At 68.2% G+C, this 23,772-nt stretch carries 22 protein-coding genes; 8 read left to right on the top strand and 14 right to left on the bottom strand.

Translation table 11 applies throughout. From position 1 onward, the window contains the following. Positions 1-42: 42 nt before the first annotated feature. Both qcrC and ctaE read right to left on the bottom strand, forming a co-directional pair. Entirely contained in the window at positions 43-831 is a 789-nt protein-coding gene (gene qcrC, locus AAHA49_RS04980) for a cytochrome bc1 complex diheme cytochrome c subunit (protein ID WP_342037434.1), read from the bottom strand. A gap of 57 nt (positions 832-888) precedes the next feature. Further along, a complete protein-coding gene (gene ctaE, locus AAHA49_RS04975; RefSeq protein ID WP_438501752.1) occupies positions 889-1,527 on the bottom strand; it encodes an aa3-type cytochrome oxidase subunit III in 639 nt (212 codons plus the stop codon). Between the two features lie 219 nt (positions 1,528-1,746). On the opposite strand from ctaE, the gene trpD reads away from it, so the two are divergent. After that, the gene (gene trpD, locus AAHA49_RS04970; RefSeq protein WP_095375585.1) at positions 1,747-2,868 is read left to right on the top strand and encodes an anthranilate phosphoribosyltransferase; all 1,122 of its coding nucleotides are present in this window, start codon (positions 1,747-1,749) and stop codon (positions 2,866-2,868) included. Here trpD and AAHA49_RS04965 read toward each other — a convergent pair. Genes AAHA49_RS04965 through AAHA49_RS04955 form a run of 3 tightly spaced genes read right to left on the bottom strand, consistent with a single transcriptional unit; the run spans position 2,836 to position 5,871 of the window. Continuing rightward, on the bottom strand, positions 2,836-4,590 hold the full coding sequence (locus AAHA49_RS04965) for a DEDD exonuclease domain-containing protein (protein ID WP_342037433.1): 1,755 nt from the start codon (positions 4,588-4,590) through the stop codon (positions 2,836-2,838). The genes trpD and AAHA49_RS04965 overlap by 33 nt on opposite strands. Before the next feature lie 34 nt (positions 4,591-4,624). Then, positions 4,625-5,062, bottom strand: coding sequence for a hypothetical protein (locus AAHA49_RS04960; RefSeq protein WP_342037432.1), 438 nt, complete (start codon positions 5,060-5,062; stop codon positions 4,625-4,627). Between the two features lie 20 nt (positions 5,063-5,082). Then, the gene (locus tag AAHA49_RS04955) at positions 5,083-5,871 is read right to left on the bottom strand and encodes an alpha/beta hydrolase (RefSeq protein WP_342037431.1); all 789 of its coding nucleotides are present in this window, start codon (positions 5,869-5,871) and stop codon (positions 5,083-5,085) included. 116 nt (positions 5,872-5,987) lie between these two features. Here AAHA49_RS04955 and AAHA49_RS04950 point away from each other — a divergent pair, with 116 nt between their 5' ends. After that, positions 5,988-6,731 carry a lysophospholipid acyltransferase family protein gene (locus tag AAHA49_RS04950; protein ID WP_342037430.1) on the top strand — a complete coding sequence of 248 codons (744 nt, stop codon included), beginning with the start codon at positions 5,988-5,990 and terminating at the stop codon, positions 6,729-6,731. A 215-nt stretch (positions 6,732-6,946) separates the two neighbouring features. Continuing rightward, positions 6,947-7,528, top strand: a complete 582-nt coding sequence (locus AAHA49_RS04945; RefSeq protein WP_095375580.1) for a MerR family transcriptional regulator — start codon at positions 6,947-6,949, stop codon at positions 7,526-7,528. Positions 7,529-7,666: 138 nt separating this feature from the next. Here AAHA49_RS04945 and AAHA49_RS04940 read toward each other — a convergent pair whose 3' ends face one another. Next, a complete protein-coding gene (locus AAHA49_RS04940; RefSeq protein WP_339391668.1) occupies positions 7,667-8,482 on the bottom strand; it encodes a ParA family protein in 816 nt (271 codons plus the stop codon). A 176-nt stretch (positions 8,483-8,658) separates the two neighbouring features. Between AAHA49_RS04940 and AAHA49_RS04935 the strand changes: the two genes are divergently transcribed. The 3 genes from AAHA49_RS04935 (at position 8,659) to AAHA49_RS04925 (ending at position 13,473) form a co-directional block, all read left to right on the top strand. Further along, positions 8,659-12,060 (top strand): pyruvate carboxylase, encoded by a 3,402-nt coding sequence (locus AAHA49_RS04935; RefSeq protein WP_342037429.1) that lies wholly within the window; start codon positions 8,659-8,661, stop codon positions 12,058-12,060. After that, positions 12,053-12,553 carry a peptide deformylase gene (locus AAHA49_RS04930; RefSeq protein WP_339391666.1) on the top strand — a complete coding sequence of 167 codons (501 nt, stop codon included), beginning with the start codon at positions 12,053-12,055 and terminating at the stop codon, positions 12,551-12,553. The genes AAHA49_RS04935 and AAHA49_RS04930 overlap by 8 nt, the downstream gene beginning before the upstream one ends. Before the next feature lie 65 nt (positions 12,554-12,618). After that, positions 12,619-13,473 (top strand): 3-hydroxybutyryl-CoA dehydrogenase, encoded by an 855-nt coding sequence (locus AAHA49_RS04925; RefSeq protein WP_342037428.1) that lies wholly within the window; start codon positions 12,619-12,621, stop codon positions 13,471-13,473. An 89-nt stretch (positions 13,474-13,562) separates the two neighbouring features. Here the strand turns inward: AAHA49_RS04925 and AAHA49_RS04920 are convergent, their stop codons facing one another. Continuing rightward, positions 13,563-14,822: an aspartate aminotransferase type Ic gene (locus tag AAHA49_RS04920; RefSeq protein ID WP_342037427.1), complete on the bottom strand. Its 1,260-nt coding sequence runs from the start codon at positions 14,820-14,822 to the stop codon at positions 13,563-13,565. A 142-nt stretch (positions 14,823-14,964) separates the two neighbouring features. Between AAHA49_RS04920 and AAHA49_RS04915 the strand changes: the two genes are divergently transcribed. After that, positions 14,965-15,684, top strand: coding sequence for a class I SAM-dependent methyltransferase (locus AAHA49_RS04915; protein ID WP_342037426.1), 720 nt, complete (start codon positions 14,965-14,967; stop codon positions 15,682-15,684). A 73-nt stretch (positions 15,685-15,757) separates the two neighbouring features. Here the strand turns inward: AAHA49_RS04915 and AAHA49_RS04910 are convergent, their stop codons facing one another. From AAHA49_RS04910 to AAHA49_RS04885, 6 genes are all read right to left on the bottom strand, one after another. Further along, positions 15,758-16,219 (bottom strand): Hsp20/alpha crystallin family protein, encoded by a 462-nt coding sequence (locus AAHA49_RS04910; RefSeq protein WP_339391662.1) that lies wholly within the window; start codon positions 16,217-16,219, stop codon positions 15,758-15,760. A 134-nt stretch (positions 16,220-16,353) separates the two neighbouring features. Then, a complete protein-coding gene (locus tag AAHA49_RS04905) occupies positions 16,354-16,869 on the bottom strand; it encodes a ferritin (protein ID WP_342037425.1) in 516 nt (171 codons plus the stop codon). Positions 16,870-17,020: 151 nt separating this feature from the next. Continuing rightward, complete coding sequence (locus tag AAHA49_RS04900) at positions 17,021-18,475, bottom strand: amidase (RefSeq protein ID WP_342037424.1); 1,455 nt, start codon at positions 18,473-18,475, stop codon at positions 17,021-17,023. A gap of 5 nt (positions 18,476-18,480) precedes the next feature. Next, positions 18,481-19,713: an amidohydrolase gene (locus AAHA49_RS04895; protein WP_342037423.1), complete on the bottom strand. Its 1,233-nt coding sequence runs from the start codon at positions 19,711-19,713 to the stop codon at positions 18,481-18,483. Between the two features lie 57 nt (positions 19,714-19,770). Next, complete coding sequence (locus tag AAHA49_RS04890) at positions 19,771-20,499, bottom strand: hypothetical protein (RefSeq protein ID WP_342037422.1); 729 nt, start codon at positions 20,497-20,499, stop codon at positions 19,771-19,773. An 11-nt stretch (positions 20,500-20,510) separates the two neighbouring features. After that, positions 20,511-21,257, bottom strand: a complete 747-nt coding sequence (locus tag AAHA49_RS04885; RefSeq protein ID WP_342037421.1) for a DUF5058 family protein — start codon at positions 21,255-21,257, stop codon at positions 20,511-20,513. Between the two features lie 134 nt (positions 21,258-21,391). Here AAHA49_RS04885 and AAHA49_RS04880 point away from each other — a divergent pair, with 134 nt between their 5' ends. After that, positions 21,392-21,958, top strand: coding sequence for a maleylpyruvate isomerase family mycothiol-dependent enzyme (locus tag AAHA49_RS04880; protein WP_342037420.1), 567 nt, complete (start codon positions 21,392-21,394; stop codon positions 21,956-21,958). A 7-nt stretch (positions 21,959-21,965) separates the two neighbouring features. Here AAHA49_RS04880 and AAHA49_RS04875 read toward each other — a convergent pair whose 3' ends face one another. Further along, entirely contained in the window at positions 21,966-23,276 is a 1,311-nt protein-coding gene (locus AAHA49_RS04875) for an MFS transporter (protein WP_342037419.1), read from the bottom strand. Between the last annotated feature and the right edge of the window lie 496 nt (positions 23,277-23,772).

The following is a 23,772-nucleotide window of genomic DNA, read 5'->3' as shown; positions in this document are numbered from 1 at the left end:
CCCGTCTAATCTCGTGATGGTAGGTGAACGACAACTGCGGACTCACTTCGCCCTCGAGGAGAGCCATACGGTGATGCCGATGACTGCGGCGAGTCCGAAGAACCAGATGAAGAGGCCCTCAGCCACTGGTCCCAGGGATCCGAGCTTGAATCCGCCGGGGGAGGGGTTCTCCGACACTTCCCGGATGTACGAGATGATGTCTCGCTTGTCCTCGGGAGTGAGGTTCGCGTCGTTGAAGATGGGCATATTCTGAGGTCCGGTCTGCATCGCCTGGTAGAGGTGCTTGGGCGAGACCTCGGACAGGTTCGGCGCGTACTTGCCGCGTGTCAGGGCGCCGCCGGCGCCGACGACGTTGTGACACATTGCGCAGTTGGTGCGGAAGAGGCCGCCGCCGGCAGCGGGGTCGCCCTTCTTGGGATCGAGGTACTGTGCCTCCGGGATCGCCGGTCCCGGTCCCAGCGAACCGACATAGGCCGCGAGCTGAGCGGTCTGCTCATCGTTGAACTGGGGTTCCTTGACACGGGCCTGCGGGCCGTTGGCCTGCAGGGGCATGCGTCCGGTGCCGACCTGGAAGTCGACTGCTGCCGCACCGACGCCGATGAGGCCGGGTCCGGCCTTGGAGCCCTCGGCGTTGAGGCCGTGGCACGTCGCGCAGTTCGCGGCGAAGAGCTTCTTGCCCTCTTCGATGTCGGATGCGCTGGCCGCCGTGGAGGCATTCGCGCTCGAGGTCTGGGTGAAGAGTGCGTACGCTCCGCCGGTCAGCAGCAGGCCCACGAGGAGCAGCACGACGAGTGCCATCGGGTGCCTGCGGCGATCTGCTAATAGCTTCACGTGTTGGTCCTTTGCTTGAAGTTTCGAGTGTCCGTGCGGCCGGTGGCCCGGCGCGAACTACTGCAGGAGGTAGATGACGCCGAAGAGGCCGATCCAGACGACGTCGACGAAGTGCCAGTAGTAGGACACGCAGATCGCGAAGGTCGCCTCGTGGTGACCGAACTTCTTCGCTCCGTAGGCGCGTCCGATGACGAGCAGGAAGCAGATGAGTCCGATGGTCACGTGGAGACCGTGGAATCCGGTGGTCAGGTAGAAGACCGAGCCGTAGCCGTCGGTGCTGATCGACAGGCCCTCGCGGACGAGCTCTGCATACTCCATGACCTGTCCCGAGACGAAGACCGCCCCGAGGAGGAACGTCAGGTAGAACCACTCGATCATGCCCCACTTGGCGATGTTGAACAGCCCGCCGGTCCGCCGCGGGCGGAACCTCTCGGCTGCGAACACGCCCATCTGGCAGGTGAAGGACGACGACACCAGGATGATGGTGTTGCCGAGCGCGAACGGAACGTTCAGCAGCTCGGTCTGCGTGTCCCACAGACCCGGCACGACGGATCGAATGGTGAAGTACATGGCGAAGAGCGCGGCAAAGAACATCAGGTCGCTCGCGAGGAACACGATGAAGCCCACCGTGGTCACATTCGGGCGATTGACTACCGGATGTGCTGGCGCTGTCTGGGATGCAGTGGCAGTTGACACCCCACCATTATTACCCGTCTCGGGGTGAGTTTTCACCTTTTACCCAGGTTTCGGAGGAGAAATTTCTACACGATGTAGCGAAAACCGCGGATTGGTGCCGCAATCTCACCGGACTGTGATGTCCACCCCGCGTGTCGAACTCACGATAGGATGCCGCAGGTAAGGTCCGCTTCCCTGCTGGGAGGCGGTGGATGTTCCCCAGATCGAAAGCTCGTGGCCATGACGGAAGCACCGCGTACGACAGCCCCGGAGACCGCCCTCCCCGGGACCGCCTCGACCGGGACGGACGTCGCCGCGAACTGGCCCGACCTCCTCATGACCCTCATGCATGGCCAGGACCTCACCGAGGAGCAGGCCTCGTGGGCGATGGACCAGATCATGTCCGGCCAGGTCCCCGATGTGACGATGGCCGCGTTCCTCGCCGCCCACCACACCAAGGGGGAGACCGTCGCCGAGATCGCCGGTCTCGTCGCCGCGATGATGGAGCACGCCGTGCCGCTGCCGGGGCTCGAGGACTCCGTGGACATCGTCGGCACCGGCGGCGACCGTGCGAAGACGGCCAACATCTCCTCGACGGCGGCGATGATCATCTCCGCCACCGGTCAGCGCGTGGTCAAGCACGGCAACCGGGCGACCTCCTCGGCGTCGGGGTCCGCCGACGTCCTCGAGGCTCTCGGGGTCCGATTCGACATCACCCCTGAGCAGACGGGCATCGTCGCCGCCGAGGTGGGGCTGGCGTTCTGCTTCGCCAACGTCTTCCACCCTTCGATGCAGTTCGTCGCCGCCGTGCGCCGCCAGATCAGCGTGCCGACGGCGTTCAACATCCTCGGACCGCTGACCAATCCGGCACGCGCCCGGCACACGGCGATCGGGGTCGCCGACGCCCAGATGGCTCCGCTCGTCGTCGGCACCCTGGCCAAGCGCGGTCATCAGGCGGTCGTCTTCCGCTCCCGGGACGGACTCGACGAGCTGAGCAACACCGACGTCAACGACGTCTGGGAGGTGCGGCACGGCGAGGTCGAGCACACGACGTTCGACGCCCTCGACCTCGGTTTCGACCGGGTGACGAAGGACGACCTGCGCGGCGGAGGTCCGGCCGACAACGCGAAGATCATGCGCTCGGTGCTGGCCGGGGAGAAGTCCCCGGTGCGCGACATCGTCCTCATCAACGCCGCAGCAGCGCTCGTCGCCGCCGACGAATCCGGCGTCGGATCGTTCACGGAGCGGGTGGCGGCGAAGCTGCGCATCGCCGAGGACACCGTCGATGCCGGCCTCGGTGCGGCCAAGCTCGATCAGCTCGTCACGGTCTCACGTCGCATCGCCGAGGCGAACGGCGCCTGAGGCCTGCGCGTGGAAGGCCGCGCCCCGGTGCGGCATCGACCATGCCCCGGTCGTCGACCACAGCTGTGCTGACTCCAGCCACTGGGCGAGCATCCTCGTCTCCTCCGGCAGCGGGTCGTTCGGCCCCGGGACGGCACCCGGTGCCGGCACCCATTCTGCGGTCGGGGTCAGTGCCGCGAACCCGGAGTCCAAGCCCGCGGTCGTCGACCGGTGCGCGGCGGCGGCGAGCTTCCCGTGCCGGATGACGACGAGATCGACACCGCTCTCACTGCCCGGTGCCCACGCCTGGATCTCCTCGACCGCGGCCAGGCGGGCGACGGTCTCCGCGCGGGACGCCGTGGCCAGCGCCGTGCGCATGCCGTCCCGGACCTCCGCGGCGGTCTCGTACCGGGCTTCGGCGGCGAGCCGGGCCATGCGGTCGCCGCTGTGTGCGCGCAGCGATGAGAAGTCACCGCTCAGAGCGCCGACGAGACCGGCAATGCGCTCCCGGTAGACCTCGGGATCGTGCACTCCCGCGCACGGGCCCCCGCACTGACCGACCTGAGCGCTCACGCACGCCCGATGGCGGTCGAGGGTGGCCACGGTGACCTTCGCCGTGCACCGTTTGACGGGGAAGAGCGTCTCGAGGAGGTCCTTGACCGCCTGCGCGGACTTCCGCGAGCGGAACGGCCCCAGCGGGGGTGCGGGTGAACGCTCAAGCGCCGAGGTCGACCGGGCGACGGAGAGCCGAGGGAACTCCTCGTCGCTGAGGACGACCCACGAATTGCGTTCGGGGTTCTTCGAGCGCCGGTTGTACGGGGGCGCGAGTTCGCCGATGAGTCGGACCTCGCGGACCTCGGCCTCGAGGACGTGCGCACACGGCAGACACGTGACCTCCTGCGCGGCGGTGACCATCTCCGCCATCCGCCCCCGGTTCTCCGAGGCGTTGAAGTACCCGCGCACGCGTCTGGCCATATTGCCCGACTTGCCGATGTAGAGGACCCGCCTCGTCCCGTCGAGGAACATGTAGACGCCCGGTTCGGCGGGCACTCCCTTGGCCAGGTGGGCCTTCGCCTGCCGTTTGGCCCACCCGGACTGGCGCACGGTGGCGAGCTCTTCGAGGGTCGTGATGCCGAACCCGCCGAAGCGCTCGAGGAGCCGGTGGAGGACCTCTCCGGTCGCGCGGGCGTCGGAGAGCGCGCGATGGTCGGGTTCGACCTCGGTGCCGAAGTGCGCGGCGAGGGTGCCGAGCTTGTGGTTGCGCACCTCGTCGCGGCCGAGGACCCGACGGGAGAGGGTGACGGTGTCGAGGACCTGCGGCTGCGGCCAGTGGTAGTCGAGGCGTTCGCAGGCCGAGCGGAGGAAGCCGATGTCGAAGGGAGCGTTGTGGGCGACGAGCACCGCACCGACGGCGAATTCGAGGAAGCTCGGGAGCACCGAGCGGATCGACGGTGCGTCGTCGACCATCGCATGCGTGATCCCCGTGAGCTGGGCGACGAACGGGGAGATGACCGAATGCTCGGGTTTGACCAGGGACTGGAACTCGCCGATGACCTCGCCGCCGCGCAGCTTGACCGCGCCGATCTCCGTGATCTCCGATGATCCCGCCCGGGTGCCGGTCGTCTCGAGGTCGACGACGACGAACGTGACCTCGTAGAGGGGTGTGCCGATGTCGGCCAAGGACAGCTGCGTGTGCTCGAGACCGTGCGGGGCGCGATCGAAGGGGGTGGCCGGAGAGGACATGGCTAGCAGTCTGCCATCCGCCCCTGACACGAGCTCACACCGAGGCCCCGCTGTCGCCGCCCTCGGTCTTCGACTGCCCGGGCAGGTGGAAGAAGAGCCCGACGGCTCCGCCGATGCCGACGGCCAGTCCCACGAGGAGGAACCACGTCGGGAGGGGGCGGAAGAAGATGGCCCCGATGATGAGGAGGACGACGGCGCCGAAGGTCGCAAGCACGGAGAGGACGAACGTCGGAGGCGCCGTGCGCCAGCCGATGGGGGCGGCAGGCTCCGGCTGCCACCGCTCCGTCGCCTCGAGCCGGTCCCGGATCTCCTCGACGGGCATCTCGCTCATCGCGGCGTCGGGTTCGGAAATCTGCGCCACGAGGTCGTCCCAATGGCTGTCGCTGACCTTCGAGGAGTCGCCGAGGCGTTCGGATTCGGGCACGTGATCGCGCCAGTCCTCGCGGTCCGCGTCGTCGTTCATGTCATTCATCAGCAATCTCCGACGTCGGTCTATTCCCCGCCCGAGCGCCCGCCGGGCACCGCATCCGGCATGCGTGCGGCCCGGGCGACCGCCTCGGCGATGAGCGGAGCATCGAAGTCGAGGGTCGCGACGTGACGGCTGCGGCGCAGGGCGATGATGCGCGGGGGGCGGACGAGACCGGCGCGCAGGGCCCGGAGGCTGCGGGGCCCGACGACATTGTCCCGGCCGGAGACGAGGACGGTGACGGGGGAGGAGATCTCCCACAGGTCGGTGCGCAGATCCTTCAGCGCCGAGGCGAGGGAGGCGACCGCGGCCACCGGAGTCCGATCGCCTGCGAACTCGTCCCGCCCGGGGTGGGCGATGTCGTTGCCGATCGCCGCGACCGAGGGCACGAACCGCTTGAGGACGGGAAGGAGCGGAGTGAGCGGGGAGTCGACGAAGAGCGCGGGATTGACGACGACGATCTCGTCAGGCGGCTGCGGCAGGGTGCCGAGGGCGAGGCTGAGCGCCCCGCCCATCGACAGCCCGGCGACGACGACGCGGTCATGGTCGGCCTGAAGCAGGCGCAGCTGCGCCTCGGCGGCGGAGAACCAGTCCGACCATGTCGTCGCCGCGAGCTCCTGCCAGGAACCGCCGTGTCCGGGGAGGAGGGGAACGCTGACGCTGAGGTCTTCGGCGGCCAGGGCGCGGGCGATGGGATGCCACGCGGCCGGCGAACCTGTGATGCCGTGGAGGAAGAGGACCGCGACCTCGGCGTCGGGGGCGATCCGGGAGTACGCGGAGCGCGGTGCGGGCAGCGGTGCGAAGTCGATCTCCATGCTCCCAGCATCCCACGATCGGGGCTTCGCGGCATCGCCGTCGACGGTCCGAGACGCGCCGAGATGGATATATGATGACCGGGGACGTCCAAGCGTCGTGACATGGAAGGGTGCGCGTGTTCTACTGGTTTCTCAAACGGGTCGTGGCCGGACCCATCCTGCGGATCCTCTTCCGTCCGTGGGTGCGGGGCCTGGACAACCTGCCGCCGGAGGGCCCGGCGATCATCGCCGGCAACCACATGCACTTCATGGACTCGATCTTCGTCCCCCTGCTCGCCCCCCGGCCCGTCGTCTACCTGGCGAAGAAGGACTACTTCACCGGCCGCGGCATCAAGGGCACGGTGACGCGCTGGTTCTTCAAGCTCAACAACCAGCTGCCCATGGACCGCGGCGGCGGATCGGGATCCCAGGCCTCGCTGGAAGCCGGCCTCAAGGTGCTGCGCGAAGGCAACTCCTTGGGCATCTACCCCGAAGGCACCCGCTCGCCCGACGGCAAGCTCTACCGGGGCCGGACCGGCATCGCCCGTCTCGTCCTCGAATCCGGGGCACCTGTCATCCCGGTCGCGATCATCGGCACTGACAAGATCCAGCCGGCCGGTCGTCTCATCCCGAAGTTCCGCCGGGTCGGCGTCGTCTTCGGTTCGCCCATGGACTTCTCCCGGTACGAGGGCCTGCCCGTCGACCGATTCCTGCTGCGGTCGATCACCGACGAGATCATGTACGAGATCATGCGGCTCTCAGGTCAGGAGTACGTCGACACGTATGCCTCGACCGTGAAGACGAAGCTGCTCACCTCCGCGAAGCCGAAGAAGCCGACCGAGGAGACCGAGGACGGAACCACTCCCGACTCCGCAAAATGACGGTGCCGTGACGCTCATGGGCAGTGTTCGAATACTGCGGTAACGGCGACACGCGCGAATCGTTACCTTCGGGTGTTTGTCGCCGCGACCCGGGCAGAATAGTTTGGAGTTGTTGAATCCCACTGTAGGTTCGCTGCGAAGAGCGGTAGAATGGCTTCATTCTCTGCCCGACAACGCGACCTCACTTCCCCCAGGGACTATAAGGAGGAGTCGGTGTGAACCGCTCAAGTCACGAAAGCGTCGAGTCGACGCCCTTGCCGTCCGCGGCACAGGGTCTCCTGTTCGACGACGATCTGCCCGTCCTCGATGAGGAGGCCGGCTACCGCGGTCCCACCGTGTGCAAGGTCGTCGGCATCACCTACCGTCGACTCGACTACTGGGCGCGCACCGACCTCGTCACCCCCTCGATCCGCAACGCCACCGGCTCGGGCAGCCAGCGCCTCTACAGCTTCCGCGACATCCTCGTGCTCAAGATCGTCAAGCGCCTCCTCGACACCGGCGTCGGGCTGCAGTCGATCCGCACCGCTGTCGACCACCTCCGCTCCCGCGGCGTCGAGGACCTCTCCCAGATCACCCTCATGTCCGACGGCGCCAGCGTCTTCGAATGCACATCCCCCGACGAGGTCGTCGACCTCCTCCAGGGCGGCCAGGGCGTGTTCGGCATCGCGGTGGGCCGGGTGTGGAACGAAGTCGAGGGCAGCCTCTCCGAACTTCCCAGCGAACGCCTCCCCGAGGACGACTCGACGGTCTTCGCGATGGACGAACTCGCTCAGCGTCGGGCGCAGAAGCTCGGCTGAGCCGCACCAGTCAGACCACGACGAAGGCCCCCTCCGAATGGAGGGGGCCTTCGCTGTCGCAACGTGGTCGTGGTGGCCGTCATGCGCTGCCGGAGTGAGCCCGTCCGCCGCGGCCCAGCCACGGGACTCAGTTCGAGGTCACTGCTGCTTCGCGGCTTTGCGTCCGCGGATGTTCTCCGAACGCAGCGCCCGCTCGAGGAGGGCGTCGAATGAGGAGGCGACCTCCTCGGCGGGTTTGCCCGGCCACGAATGGATGGGTCGAGCCGACCCCTGGGCCTGCTGCATGACCGCACGTTCGGCCAGCGGGGGATTGAGGACGAGGGGACCGAACATCTCGCGCATCTCCGCGATGCGGTAGTCGTGCTCGGTCGATCCGGCCCGGACGCGGTTGACGACGAGACCGAGCGGCTGGATCTGCGAGGTGCCGCGCTGGCGCAGCTCATCGGCCGCGCGCAGGGCGCGGTCGGCTGCGGCGACGGAGAAGAGGCTCGGCTCGGTGACGACGGCCACCCGGCTGCTCGCCGTCCAGGCGGTGCGGGTAAGCCCGTTGAGGCTCGGCGGGCAGTCGATGAGGACGAGCCGGTAGCCCTTCGCGATGCGGCTGAGCGCATCCTCGAGCCGCCGCAGGTAGCGCTCGGAGAGCGAGGGGCGGTCGAACTCGGCGGCCCGTGGGGAGCCGGAGATGACATCGAGGTGACCCATCTTGTCGCCGACCCACCCCGAGGGGATGATCGCCTCCGAGAGGATCTTCTGCGACTTCGGCGCCGCGAGGACGTCGGCGATGTCGACCTTCGTCGAGGTCGGCACATCGAGTCCCGTCGACGAGTCGGCCTGCGGGTCCATGTCGACGACGAGCGTCGGGATGCCGCGGTTGTAGGCCGCCGAGGCGAGACCGAGAGTCACCGACGTCTTGCCGACGCCGCCCTTGAGACTGCTGATACTGAGGACAAGCACCCTCCTACGGTAACGTATCCGCCCTCATCGGGCAGGTCCGACCACGCCGAGGAGGGGGTGCCCACCCGAACGGGGACCCCCTGCATTCCGTGGCACAGGTCACTGAGTAGAGTTGTCTCTCGACAGCCCGTCGACGCATCGCGCCTGCGCGATCGATACAGAAGCGAGTAACACAGATGTTCTCTAAAGTCCTTGTGGCCAATCGCGGAGAGATCGCGGTGCGCGCGTTCCGCGCGGCCTACGAGCTCGGTGCCTCCACCGTCGCTGTGTTCCCCTACGAAGACCGCAACTCCGAACACCGGATGAAGGCCGATGAGGCTTACATGATCGGCGAGGAGGGCCACCCCGTCCGGGCGTACCTCAGCGTCGAGGAGATCATCCGGGTGGCCAAGGAGTCCGGTGCCGACGCGGTCTACCCCGGCTACGGCTTCCTGTCCGAGAACCCCGATCTCGCCCGCGCGTGCGCCGAGAACGGCATCACGTTCATCGGGCCCGCCGCTGATGTGCTCGAACTCGCCGGCAACAAGGTCCAGGCCCTCGGTGCCGCCCGTGCCGCCGGCATCCCGGTCCTCGACTCGACGAAGCCCTCGGCCGACGTCGCCCAGCTCCTCGCCGACGCCGAGTCGATGGAGTACCCGCTCTTCGTCAAGGCCGTCGCCGGCGGCGGGGGACGCGGCATGCGCCGGGTCGCCGAAGCCTCTCAGCTCGAGGATGCGCTCAAGGCCGCGATGCGCGAAGCCGAAGGCGCCTTCGGCGATCCGACGGTCTTCATCGAACAGGCCGTCCAGCGTCCCCGGCACATCGAAGTCCAGGTGCTCGCCGACAACGACTCCAATGCCATCCACCTCTTCGAACGCGACTGCTCCCTGCAGCGGCGCCACCAGAAGGTCATTGAGATCGCCCCGGCGCCCAATCTCGATCCCGAGATCGCTGCGGCCCTGCACTCGGATGCGCTGAAGTTCGCGCAGGCGCTGGGCTATCAGAACGCCGGCACCGTCGAATTCCTCCTCGAGACCGAGGGCCCGCGGGCGGGCAAGCACGTGTTCATCGAGATGAACCCGCGCATCCAGGTCGAGCACACCGTCACCGAGGAGATCACCGACGTCGACCTCGTAGCCTCCCAGATGCGCATCGCGGCCGGGGCGAGCCTGGCCGATCTCGGCCTGCGCCAGGAGGACATGCGGATCAAGGGCGCCGCCCTCCAGTGCCGCATCACCACCGAGGATCCCGCGAACTCGTTCCGTCCCGACACCGGCACGATCACCGCCTACCGGTCGGCCGGCGGCGCCGGTGTCCGCCTCGACGGCGGCACCGTCCACGCCGGTGCCTCGGTGAGCGCACACTTCGACTCGATGCTCGTCAAGCTCACATGCCGTGGCCGCACCTTCGCCCAGGCCGTCTCACGTGCCCGCCGGGCGCTCGCGGAGTTCCGCATCCGCGGCGTGTCCTCGAACATCGGGTTCCTCCAGGCCGTACTCGAGGATGATGCGTTCATCGCCGGGGACATCGCGACCTCGTTCATCGAGGAGCGCCCGCAGCTCCTCGACGCCCGGGTGAGCGCCGACCGCGGCTCGAAGGTCCTCGACTACCTCGCCGACGTCACCGTCAACCGGCCGCACGGGGAGGCGAAGGTCCATCTCCGTCCCGCTGAGAAGCTGCCGGAGATCGACTTCGCACAGGCCCCGCCCGCCGGCAGCCGTGACCGCCTCCTCGAGCTCGGTCCCGAGGGCTTCGCCCGCGCGCTGCGGGAGCAGACGGCGCTCGCTGTCACCGACACCACCTTCCGCGACGCCCACCAGTCCTTGCTCGCCACCCGCGTGCGCACCCGCGACCTCCTCGCCGTCGCCGGACACGTCGCCCGGATGACCCCGCAGCTGCTGAGCATCGAAGCCTGGGGCGGGGCCACCTACGATGTGGCTCTGCGCTTCCTCGGCGAGGATCCGTGGGAGCGCCTGTCCCAGCTGCGGGAGGCGATCCCCAACATCGCCCTCCAGATGCTCCTGCGCGGTCGCAACACCGTCGGCTACACCCCGTACCCCACCCAGGTCACCGACGCCTTCGTCGACGAGGCTGCCCGCACCGGCATCGACGTCTTCCGCATCTTCGATGCGCTCAACGACATCGAGCAGATGCGACCGGCCATCGAAGCCGTGCGCGCGACGGACACGACGATCGCCGAGGTGGCCCTGTGCTACACCTCGGACATCCTCGATCCGCGCGAGGAGCTCTACACCCTCGACTACTACCTCCGGCTGGCCGAGGAGATCGTGGGCGCCGGTGCGCATGTGCTCGCGGTCAAGGACATGGCCGGTCTGCTCCGCCCGGCTGCCGCGGCCAAGCTCGTGACCGCCCTGCGGGAGAACTTCGACCTCCCGGTCCACGTCCATACCCACGACACCGCAGGCGGTCAGCTCGCGACCCTGTTCGCGGCCGCCGACGCCGGTGCCGATGCCGTCGATGCCGCCTCGGCGGCGATGGCGGGCACGACGAGCCAGCCGAGTCTCTCGGCCCTCGTCGCCGCCTTCGAACACACCGACCGCGATACGGGGCTGAGCCTGACCGCCGTCCAGGACCTCGAACCGTACTGGGAGTCGGTGCGCAAGGTCTACGCGCCCTTCGAATCCGGCCTGCCGGGACCGACGGGTCGCGTGTACCGGCATGAGATCCCCGGCGGGCAGCTCTCGAACCTGCGCCAGCAGGCCGTGGCACTCGGTCTGGGGGAGCGGTTCGAGGAGATCGAGCGGATGTACGAAGCCGCCGACGACATCCTCGGCCACCTCGTCAAGGTCACCCCGTCGTCGAAGGTCGTCGGCGATCTCGCCCTCCACCTCGTCGGCGCCGGAGTCGACCCCGCGGAGTTCGCCGAGAATCCGGACAGGTTCGACATCCCCGACTCGGTCATCGGCTTCCTCTCCGGCGACCTCGGCGATCCTCCCGGCGGATGGCCCGAGCCGTTCCGGACGAAGGCCCTGGCCGGTCGCACGCACAAGCCCGTCGTCGAGGACCTCGCCGCCGAGGATGCCGCCGCCCTGGCCGAGCCGGGCCCGCAGCGTCAGGCGAAGCTCAACGAACTCCTCTTCCCGGGACCGACGAAGGAGTTCGATCGTATGCGCTCAAGCTACGGCGACCTCTCCGTCGTCGAGACCTCCGAGTACCTCTACGGTCTGACCTCGGGCGATGAGCACACGGTCGAGCTGTCGAAGGGCAAGAACCTCCTCATCGGCCTGCAGGCGATCGGCGACACCGACGAACGCGGCATGCGCTCGGTGATGTTCACCCTCAACGGTCAGCTGCGTCCCCTCCAGGTCCGCGACCGGGCGATCGAATCCGAGGTCAAGACCGCGGAGAAGGCGGATGCGACGAACTCCGGTCACGTCGCGAGCCCGTTCGCGGGCGTCGTCACGCTCCAGGTCGGAGTCGGCGACACCGTCGACGCCGGTGACGTCATCGCCACGATCGAGGCGATGAAGATGGAGGCCTCGATCACCGCCCCGGTGGCCGGACCCGTCTCCCGGGTCGCGATCGACTCGGTGTCTCAGCTCGAGGGCGGCGACCTCGTGGCGGTCATCGGTGGCTGAGCGCGAGATCCGCCTGTGGGGCGACCCCGTGCTCCGCAGCACCAGCGCCCCCGTCACGGTCTTCGACGACTCCGTGGCCGCTCTCGCCCAGGACCTCGTCGACACCTCCCTGCCCGACGGCCGCGCCGCGGTCGCGGCCCCGCAGATCGGGGTCGGGCTGCGGGCGTTCGGCTACGACCTCGACGGGCGCACTGGGTATCTCATCAACCCTGAGATCGTCGAGGTCGGCGGCGAGCTGCGCGACATCGAAGAGGGCTGCCTGTCCGTGCCCGGGCTGTTCTTCCCCACCCCGAGGTGGGAGTTCGCCCGTGCCCGCGGTGTCGATGCGGAGAACAATCCGGTCGAGATCGAAGGACATGAGGTCTTCGCGCAGATGATCCAGCACGAGATCGCCCACCTCGACGGTCAGGTCTACATCCAGACGCTGCCGGGGGAGCGCCGCCGCGAGGCCATGAAGGCGATCCGCTCGTCGTCGTGGTTCCTGGCCTCATGACAGCACCGCACACAGCAGAGTCTGCGCACACAGCAGAGTCTGAGAACAACGAGGAGAAGAACGATATGGTCATCGCACGCACCGCCGTCATCGGCAGCGGGCTCATGGGGGCGGGCATCGCCGAGGTGCTCGCGAAGTCCGGCTGCGACGTCATCGTCTCCGAGGTCAGCGACGACGCGGTTGCCGCCGGTCGCGCCCGGATCGAGAAGTCCCTGGCCAAGGCCGTTGAGAAGGGCAAGCTCTCGGCCGCCGAGTCAGAAGCGGCGCTGTCGCGTCTGCGGTTCACCACCGACATCGCCGATCTCGCCGACCGGCAGCTCGTCATCGAGGCCGCGAGCGAGAACGAGGACATCAAGAAGGCGATCTTCGCCCAACTCGACGAGGTCGTCACCGACCCGACCGCGATCCTCGCCTCGAACACCTCGTCGATGCCGATCATCCGCTTCGCCCAGGCCACCTCGCGGCCCGAACGCGTCCTCGGGATCCACTTCTTCAACCCGGCGCCCGTGCAGCCGCTCGTCGAGATCGTCTCCTCGGTGCTCACCGACCCCGAGGTCGCCGAGACCGCGACGACGTTCGTCACCGAGGTCCTCGGCAAAGCCCCCGTCCAGGCCTCCGATCGGCCCGGATTCATCGTCAACGCCCTCCTCATCCCGTACCTGTGCTCGGCCATCAGGATGCTCGAGGCGGGGCTGGCGACGAAGGAGGACATCGACACGGGAATGGTCAAGGGGTGTGCGCACCCGATGGGTCCGATCGCCCTGGCCGACCTCGTCGGCATCGACACCTGCCTCTTCGCCGCCGAGAGCATCTACACCGAGACCGGCGACCCCGCGGCGAAGCCGCCGGTCCTCCTCTCCCGCATGGTCGATGCGGGCCTGCTCGGCGTGAAGTCCGGACGCGGCTTCTACGAGTACTGAGGACCGCGACCGGCGCAGTTCCGGCGCAGATCCGCACACGACGAAGGGCACCCGGCCTGGCCGGGTGCCCTTCGCGTCGCAGCCAGGTCCTATCCGGCCAGCAGCTTCTCGTAGCTCGCGAGCTTGACGCACGCGACGAGGCCCTCGGCGGCGAGTTCGACCTCGGCGAGGCTCGGCATCGTCGGGGCGATGCGGATGACGTTGCCGGCCGGGTCGATCCCGTAGGGATGGGTCGCCCCTGCCGGGGTGAGCTTGACGCCTGCTTCGGCAGCGAGCTTGACGATTCTCTCCGCCGTGCCCTCGAGGGTCGTCAGGGTGATGAAGTAACCCCCGTCGGGCTTCGTCCACGTCGCAAGCTCCGTGCTGCCGAGGCCCTGTTCGAGGGCGTCGAGGACGGCGTCGAACTTCGGGGCGATGATCTCGGCGTGCTTGCGCATGTGGGCGACGACGCCGTCGGCATCCCCGAAGAACCTCAGATGGCGCAGCTGGTTGACCTTGTCCGGGCCGATCGCGATCTTGCCGAGGTTCGCGATGAACCAGCGCATCGTCTCCGGGCCGGCGCCGAAGAAGGACACGCCCGCGCCCGCATGGGTGATCTTCGACGTCGAGGCGAAGATCCACGGGCGCTCGGGATGTCCCGCCTCGGCGCACAGGCTGAGGATGTCCACGGGCTCCGGGTGCGTCTCCCGCAGATGGTGGAGGCCGTATGCGTTGTCCCAGAGCAGCGTGAAATCGGGCGCTGCCGCCGGCATCGCGGCGAGTTCGGCGGCGCGCTCCTCGGTGATCGTGATGCCCGTGGGATTGGAGTACATGGGCACGAGCCACATGCCCTTGACGCTGGGGTCCTCGGCGAGGCGCTGCGCCTCGGCGACGATCGGCCCCTCGTCGTCCATGGGAATGGAGAGGAGTTCGAAGCCGAGGGACTCGGCGAGCGTGAAGTGGCGGTCGTAGCCGGGAACCGGGCACAGCAGCTTGTGCGGTCCCGCACCCCACGGGGTGCCGTCGACCGCAGTGCCGTGGAGGAGGGCGAAGGTCAGGGCCTGCCCCATGAGGGTCAGGGACGCGTTGCCCCCGGCCAGCAGCTGATCGGCGGGCACCTTGAGCAGGGGGGAGAAGAGCTCCCGGAGTTCGATGATTCCGTCGATGCCGCCATAGTTGCGGGCGTCGACCCCGCTCGGTGTGCGCGCATCGTCCCCGGTGACCAGGCCGAGCAGCGCATCGGAGAGATCGAGCTGCTCACTGCCGGGTTTGCCGCGCGTGATGTCGAGGTCCAGTCCGCGGGAGGCGAACTCCTCGTACGCACGTGAGGCCTGCTCGAGCTCGGACTCGAGATCGGGGGTTGAGGTCATCGATGCTCCTTCTCGCCGAGGTGTCGGCGGTGGTCTCTGCCGGTCCTCCCATCCTAGTCACAACGGGGGAGCGCGACCGCTAGAGTGGGATGCCGAGACAGGCCCGCAGAACGCGGGTGGATGAGCAGGGGAGTGAAGCCGCATGGTCAGACCGCGGGCTCGGGCCGTCCACGGGACGAACTTCTCCCGTGAGGCCCATCGCTACGATGCGGTGCGCCCTGGCTACCCGCAGGCCGCCCTCGACCTCCTCGGCTGGGAGTGGTCCGAGCTGCGTGTCTGCGACCTAGGAGCGGGCACGGGGATCCTCTCGGCGCAGCTGCTCGACCTCGGTGCCGAGGTGGTCGCCGTCGATCCCGACGGACCCGCCCTGTCCCGCAACCCCGCACCGTATCGGCTCGGCACCGCCGAGGACACGGGTCTTGCCGCCGGCAGCGTCGACGTCGTCACGGTCGCTCAGGCCTGGCACTGGTTCGACGAGGCGGCGGCTGCCGAGGAGATCGCCCGCATTCTGCGGCCCGGAGGTCGCCTGGTCATCCTCATCAATCAGCTCGACGTCCGCGTCGACTGGGTGCTGCGGCTGAGCCGGATCATGCACGCCGGCGATGTCTACCGTCCCGCCTACGTGCCCGCACCCGCCGGATTCGCGCTGCGGGAGAGGGCGGTCGTCGACTTCGCGACCCCGCTCGACGTCGACGGCATCGTCGACCTCGCGCGCACGCGTTCGTACTGGCTGCGGTCGGACGAGACGATCAGGGAGCGCGTCGAGACCAATCTGCGCGGCTACCTCAGCGAGGAGCACCCGATCTCGGGCACCGTCGACCTGCCCTACATGTGCCTGGCCTACGTCCTCGACAGGCTCTGAGCCGTGGGCCCGCGGACATGCGAAGCGGGGCCGCACATCGTGCGGCCCCGCCGGGCATCCGGAGACGGGGGACTCAGTCGGTCCGCTCCTCGGTCTCGATGACCTCGGTCGATTCGACGACCTCGGTCTCCTTCGGGGCCTGGTGGTTGACGTTGATCTTGCGGGGACGGGCCTCCTCGGCGACGGGGATCGTCAGCGTGAGCACGCCGTCCTGATAGTCGGCGCTGATCCGGTCGAGGGCCACGCGGTTGCCCAGGGTGAGCTGACGGGCGTAAGTGCCGGTCGTGCGCTCACGGGTCAGCCACTTGACGTCCTTCTCACCCACCGGCGAGGTGCGCTGAGCACGCACGGTCAGGGTCCGATCCTCGACATCGACGTCGATGCTCGCCGGGTCGACCCCGGGCATGTCGATCTGGGCGACGAAGACCTCGCCGTCGCGGTAGAGGTCCATCGGCAGGGTCGTCGAGTTCGGATTCCGGGTGACCTCGGTGAAGAAGCGGTCGAGATCGCGGATCGGGTCGAAGCGAGTGGCCATGAGCATCCTTTCTCAGAGAGTCTGTACATTGAGTCAAACACACTCAACTTTGAAATCATTCCGCACACAGGGAACTCCCACCGAATGCGAAACGGCCGGCCCCCGAAGCGGGGACCGGCCGTGGACTCAGGAGCTCACTCGCTCTCGGCGGTGATGTCCGGGTGGCGCGAACCGAGCGCATTGTCGATCGAGAGCAGACCCGAACCGCTGTCGCCGACGATCTCGAGGCGGCCGATGATCTCCGAGATGCTCGCCTCCTCCTCGACCTGCTCGTCGATGAACCAGTTGAGCAGCGGGAGGACGTCGATGTCGCCCTCGGTCTGAGCGGTGCGGTAGATGTTGCGGATCGACTCGGAGACCTTCTCCTCATGGGCGAGGGCGGCCTTGAAGAAGTCGAGAGGACGCGATCCCGAGACCTTCGGGGCAGCGATGTCGCCGATCTGCGGGGCGAATCCGCGGTCGACGCAGTGCTGGATGAACTTGGCCGCGTGGACCTGCTCCTCCTCCGACTGCGCACGCATCCACCGGGTCATGCCGGGCAGATCCTGATCGTCGAGCTGGATCGACATCTGGAGGTAGACCATCGAGGCCTCGAGCTCGAGCGTGACCTGCTCGCCGAGGACCTTCTGCATTGCGGGGCTCATGTGCATGTGCGACTCCTAATGACTGCGGCCGGCGACGGGATGCCGCCTGCTTCAAGACTAGCCTGACACCATTTCTGGAATCATTCCAGTGTGGGAAGGCTCGGCAAACAGTGCTGAGGCAAGCCGAACCTCGCTGCGCGCCCCGCACGGGCCGTTCTCATTCCCCTCCGACGGACACGGCCGGGATGTCGGGGTGGCGCTGCGCCACCAGAGTCGCCTGTTCGAAGGCGTGGGCGACCTCGAGGAGGCGGACGTCATCACCGGGCCGGGCGACGAGCTGGACGCCGACCGGCAGTCCCGAGGCCGAGAAGCCGGCGGGCACGGAGATCGCCGGACACCCGGTCGCCGAGATCAGGCACAGCGCCCGCATCCAGTCGAGGTAGGTCTCCATGGGCACCCCGTCGATCTCCGTGGGGTATTCGATGCCGATGTCGAACGGCAGCACCTGGCAGGTCGTGAGGACGAGGACGTCGTGGTCTGCGAAGAACGCGTCGACCTCCTCGCTCAACCGGGCCCGGGCGGACTCGGCGGAGACCACCTCGGCGCCGGTGAGCCGCAGTCCCTCCTCGATGTTCCACACGACGGAGTCCTTCATCCGCTCGCGGTCAGTCTCGAGCAGCGTTCCCCACGAACCGACGAAGTCGAGGGCGCGGCGGACGGTGAAGACCTCGTCGGCATCACGCAGGTCGGGGATCGTGTCATCGACGTCGGCGCCGAGATCGGCGAAGACGGCGGCGGTGTCGGCGACGATCGCGCGCACCTCGGGTTCGAGGGGGAGAAGACCTGCGAGGTCGGGGCTGAAGCCGATGCGGACCCCGGACAGGGACGGTTCGTCCTCGGCGCCGAGGCGGAAGACGGGCTGGTCGAAGACGGATCCGGGTTCGGGCAGCGAGGCGGGTGCGCCCGGTTCCGGGCCCGCGCCGACGCTCATGAGCAGGGCGACATCGGAGACCGTGCGGGCCATGAACCCGCTCTGGGCCAGCCAGGCGAACGGGTTGCCGGGGCGCGTGTGCGGGATCCGGCCGTTCGAGGGGCGGAAGCCGACGACGTTGTTGAACGAACCGGGGGAGCGCAGCGACCCACCCATGTCGGAACCGTCCCCGGAGGCCTGAATGCCTGCGGCGAGTGCCGCCCCGACCCCGCCGGAGGAGCCGGAGGCGGACTTCGTGAGGTCGTAGGGGTTGCGGGTGGTGCCGAAGACCGGGTTGAAGGTGTGGGAGCCGGCGGCGAACTCGGGGACGTTCGTCTTGCCCGAGGTGATCACCCCTGCCGCGCGCAGCCGCGCGATGATGAGCGCATCGGCCTCCGGCACCCGGTCGGCGAAGATCGGCGAGCCCCAGGTCGTGCGCATGCCCGCGGTGTCGTGGGTGTCCTTGTGCGTCATCGGCACCCCGTGGAGGGGTCCTCGCGCCGTGCCTGCGGCCAGTGCTTCGTCCGCGGCGGTCGCCTCGGCCATTGCCCGGTCGTCATCGCGGGTGACGACGGCATTGATCGCCGGGTTGACCTCGTCGATGCGGCGCAGCTGATCGGCAAGCGCCTCCCTGGCGGAGATCTCCTTCGCAGCGATCCGGGCAGCGAGCTCCCGGGTGCTCATCCAGCGCAGCTCGTCCATGCCGGTCACTTCCCGACCCGGCTGAGCACGGCGGTGAGCGCGGCCCGCAGACCGGTCTCCAGGGTCGTCGGCACGTCGTCGGGGGCGAAGTGCGGGGAGTGGTTGCCTGCCGGAGGTTCGTCCTCGTTGAGTCGCTCCGGGGAGTACCCGCCGAAGAACCAGTACACCGAGGGCACGCCGAGGGCATCGGCGAAGGCCCCGAAGTCCTCGCTGCCGGTCACGGCGGGCACGACGTGGACGTGTGCGGCACCGAGTTCCGCCTCGGCGGCGGTGACGAACGCGGCGGTCGCATCGGGATCGTTGTAGCAGCGGGGGAACGAGTGCATCTCCTCGATGAGGGGCTCCGGGGCTCCCGAGGCCTGCGCCTCGGCCTCCACGATCCGCCTCACCCGGTCGAGGACGGTGGCTCGGACGTCCTCGTCGAAGGTGCGGATGTTGAGGGTGAGAACCGCGGAATCGGGGATGATGTTCTCCTTGAGCCCGCCGTGGAAGGTCCCGACGGTGACGACGGCGGTGTCGCGGCCGGAGATCTCCCGGGAGACGACCGACTGCAGGCGGGTGATCATATAGGCGCCGAGGACGATCGGGTCGATCGCGTTCTCCGGTTGCGAGCCGTGCGCCTGCCTGCCGAGCACGGTGACCTTGAGGGAATCGGACATCGCCATCGCAGTGCCCGAGGAGACGTAGACGTCACCGGCCTGACCGGGCCAGACATGCTGACCGTAGACGACCTCGGGATTGACGACCTGGTCCCACAGTCCGTCGTCGAGCATGGCCTTCGCCCCGGCCGCGGTCTCCTCGCCGGGCTGGAAGAGGAGGACGACAGTGCCCGACCACGCATCGCGGTGCTCGGTGAGCGCCCGGGCGAGGTGGAGGCCGACGGTGATGTGGGTGTCGTGACCGCAGCCGTGCATGACCGCGGTCTCCGTGCCGTCGGGCAGCACGCCCTCGGCGGTCGAGGCGTAGTCGAGTCCGGTGTCCTCGGCGATCGGCAGACCGTCGGTGTCGGCGCGGTAGGCGACGACGGGACCCTCGCCGTTCTCGATCACGGCGACGACACCGGTGCCGCCGAAGGCCTGCGGCACGAGTCCGAGGTCGGAGAGGAAGTCCGCGATCGCCCGAGACGTCTCGATCTCCTGCATCGAGAGTTCGGGGGAACGGTGGAAGTCCTTGTAGTCGTCGACCGCCTCGGGCAGGGTGTCGGTGATCGCGGTGCGCAGTCGGGGGTTGAGCGACATGGTGTCCTTGTCTCTTCGGTGCGGGGTCTCTTCGCCTCGGTTGGGTGTCGGGGCGGGTCAGTTGATGCCGACGGCGTCGTCGCCGGATCGGGCGTCGGTGACCGCCTTGTTCCTCGTGAACCACGTGATGATGATCGTCACGATGACCACGATAGCGACGTCACCGGGGGCGAGGACGGGGACGACCGGAATGAGGACGAGGATGACGAGGGCTGCGACGGCGAGGGCGACGATCGTCGACTTCACCTGCTTCATCGAGACGATGAGCTGGACGGTGACGCCGCCGAGGATCGCCGGGAGGATGTAGAGCTGGGCGATGAGCGTGATGTTCTCGGGGATGATCGTCACCAGCCAGGTGCCGAGCACTCCGACGAAGAGGACCATGGAGAAGACGTGGATGAGGGCGGCCCCGCAGATCGCCATCGTCGCCGCGTACTCGCCCTTGCGGGTGCCCGGCTTCGCCCCGATCGTGTCCTGGGCGACGATCGCCGAGGGCAGGAGCTTGTTGGCGACGTTGCCGATCATGAACGCCTGGTACATGCCTGCCGGGCCGAGGATGGGGAAGTAGGTGAGGGGTTCGACGACGTAGAAGACGCCGTAGACGGCGAAGACCGCGAGGAAGGCGCCGAGGATGTCGCCGACGCTGATGTCGGCTTGCGCGACGAAGAGGAGGTAGAAGGGCACCGAGGTGGCGATGAGGAAGCCGGTGAAGAGCGTGATCGACCCCCACTTCGTCGTCGTGGCCTCGAAGGCCTCATGCGAGGGAGAGGTGATGATCGCAGGCATGGGTGCTCTCCTCAGCTCGGGGCGACGCCGAGACCGGCGTAGTGGGCGAAGTAGGCGGCGATGAGTCCGGCGAGCACGGAGATCCCCAGCGCCCATTCCTTCAGCCACGACTGGCGCAGGGTGTGGGCGAGGATGAGGCAGATCGACATGACCACCGCGGAGGCGGCGATCGCGATGATGTGGGTCGGCGATTTGGGGATCTCCCGGAACGTCAGGGCGGCGAAGGCCGCGAGCAGGGCGGCTCCGGGGATGATCGACATGAGCGCCGGGTTGACCTTCTCGAGCTTGTGGGAGCTGCGCTTGAAGATCGGGGTGAGGATGAGGGTCGAGAGCATCCAACCGGCACCCGAGAGGCTCATCGCCATGAGGGCGACGACGAAGACGCCGCGGGTGAACGTCTCATCGCCGAGGTTCGCGCCCATGGTCCCGGCCGCGATCGAGGCGGAGGCGACCTCGGTGGCGGCCGAGCCGATGAGGCCGACGCGGACGATGACCGGGGGAGTGCCGAAGAGGGGGAGGAGGGCGACGGCGACGAGGACCACGGCGAGCGAGGGTCCGATCGCTGCGACCCCGCCGGCGCGGAAGGCCGTCGTCACCTCGGCCTGGGTCATTCCGGCGGACTCGGCGTTCTTCCGCACCGCGTTCATGTAGATGAGCGACTGGATGACGACGACGCCCATGACGGCCATCGCGAGGATCCAGAGGACCGGGGCATTGGCCAGAGGCAGATAGTCGGCGGCGGCGCTTGCCGTGACCATGGAGGGCTCCTCACATCGGTGTGCTCGTGAGTGCAACATAGCGCGGAATCGCCAGGAAACCCACAGCTTTCGCTCAAGTTCCCAGCAGACGAGAACGGGTGGCCGGTGCGTGGACCGCGTGTGAGAATCAGGGCATGCTCGATCCCGTCATCGCCGTCCATCTCGACCGCGCCGAAGCGTGCTGGGCTGCGGCGCTCACGCTCACCACCGAGGACGACCTCGACTGTGCAAGCGGCTGCGCGGACTGGTCGAATCGGGAGCTGGTCAACCACCTGGTCGGCGGGGGAGCGCGCTATGCGATGCTCCTGCGTCAGGAGCCGCCCGCCGAGGTCGAGGCCACCCGCGGCCTCGACCACCTCGGCGAGGATCCGCTCGCAGCGTTCTGGGAGCTCGAACGGGAGTTCCGCACCGCTGCCGCGGCGGTCGACCTGTCGGTCCCGGTCAGCCACCGGATCGGTGCGCTGCCGGGAGACCAGCTCGTGCGGATGCGGATCCTCGAACTCGCCCTCCACGCCGCCGACCTGTCCCGCGGCACCGGGTATGCGTGGCCGATCGACGACGCGCTTGCGGAGTTCATGGCCGATGAGCTCGGGGATCTCATCGTCGCCCTCGGGGACACCGGCGGGTACCGGCCACCGAGGTTCGGACCCCAGGCGGGGGAGTCGGCGGCCGAGCGGGTGCTGCGCATCTCAGGACGCTGAGGCTCATTCACGCGGTTCCGCGGACGCGGTCGCGGTCCCGTTCGGGATCGGCGAAGACCAAGGTGAGCGCCGCACTTACGGCCGCGGCGATCCCGAGCACCTGGAAGGCCGTGGCATAGCCGAGGCCGGGGTCCGGGGCGGCGTCGACGATGAGTCCGGTGACGTACGGGCCGATGAGGCCGCCGACGGCCATGAGGGCGAGGAAGACGCCGAGGGTGCCGGCGGTCTGCCTCGGCGGGCAGATCTCCGAGACCGCGGCGTTGAACAGGGGCAGGACGACGACGCCGACGCCGTAGCCGATCGCGACGACGGCGACCGCACCGGGCGCGCTCTGGATCTGCGGGAGGAAGAAGAGGATGCCGCCGCCGAGGATGACGCACAGGGAGGGGCCGATGATGCGGACGAACCTCGAAGACCAGCCGCGGGCGAGCAGCCGGTCGGAGAGCAGGGTGCCGCCGACGAGGCTGATGAGTCCGACGAAGGAGGGGATCGCGAGCATCGAGCCGGCTTCGAGGCGGCTGTAGCCGAGGCCGACCTCGAAGTACGAGGGCAGCCAGGTGAGGACGACGGTGACGAGGGCGTAGATGCTCGCGACGAGGAGGACGCCGGTGAGGAAGGTGGGGGTGAGGATGATCCGCCGCCACGGAACGCGCGGCTCTTCGTCGGGGTTCTCGACGGCCTCCTTCGTCGCCTTCGCGGGGATGTAGGGGCCGACCTCCCAGAAGCGCAGCCAGAGGAAGCACCAGAGGATGCCGATCACGGCCATCGCGATGAGCGCGCTGCGCCACCCGAAGGTCACGGCGAGGTAGGCGAGTGCGGGGGCGAGCACGATCTTCGCCACCGAGGCGGCGGAGGCGAGCAGCGCGCCCGGGAACCCGCGGCGTTCGGTCGGATGCCACGAGTAGGCGGCGGTGTGGATGAGCGCTGAGCTCGGCCCTTCGGCGAAGCCGAGGAGCATCCGGGAGGCGACGAGGACGGCGAAGGTCGCGGAGACGACGAGCGGGAGCATCGCGGCGGCCCACGCGAGGGCGAGGACGAGGAGGACCGTGCGCAGGGACAGCCACCGGTTGAGTGCCCCGGCGAAGAAGCCGCCGATCGTGAAGGCGAAGAAGAAGAGGCTGCCGACGAGGCCGATCTGGGCGGCGCTGACGCCGAGTTCGTCCTTGAGTGCTTGGGCGATGATGCCGAACGCGGCTTTGTCGCCGTAGTTGACGACGTAGAGGACGACGAGGAGTGCGGTGAGCGACCATGCCTTGCGGCGGGATTCGGTGCCGGGCTGTGACGTCGTCGTGGCCGGGGGAGAGGGCGGGAGGATCATGAGGCTTCCTTGCGTCGTGATTCATCCGACCACTGAGTGTGGTCGCCGTCACAGTCACCCTATTGATCGCACGTTCGACAAGTCAATGGTTCCTGCAAGATACCACGGGTGTTGTCGCAGGTAGCGAAGCGTGCGCGCGGCACAGAACGGGTGCATCGATCCGATGAATAGGCGATTCCGCGTCCAGAACGATACGGGCAATCCTCGCGAGAGCCGATTCTCCGGTGGCCGTGCGATGCATCTGCGTGACATGCCTGTGCGATCGTACAGCCGACGACACTCAGTGGCCGATGATGCTCCGTGAAGCGGGGAGGCACCCATTCAGTGTAGTTAACATAATGTATATTATCGGCGTAGCCCACGATGGTGCGGGAGAGGTGGCACACGCACCGTAGCCACCGACTGATTCAATCGATGTAACCGACCGGCAGCCGACTCTCGGTGGCCTGTACGTTTCGGCAGTCATGTACATTTCAGCCAACTCGGCACACGATGG

The organism is Brevibacterium ammoniilyticum (assembly GCF_038429965.1).
GTDB lineage: Bacteria > Actinomycetota > Actinomycetes > Actinomycetales > Brevibacteriaceae > Brevibacterium > Brevibacterium ammoniilyticum.
This window is presented reverse-complemented; position numbering and strand designations above follow the sequence as displayed.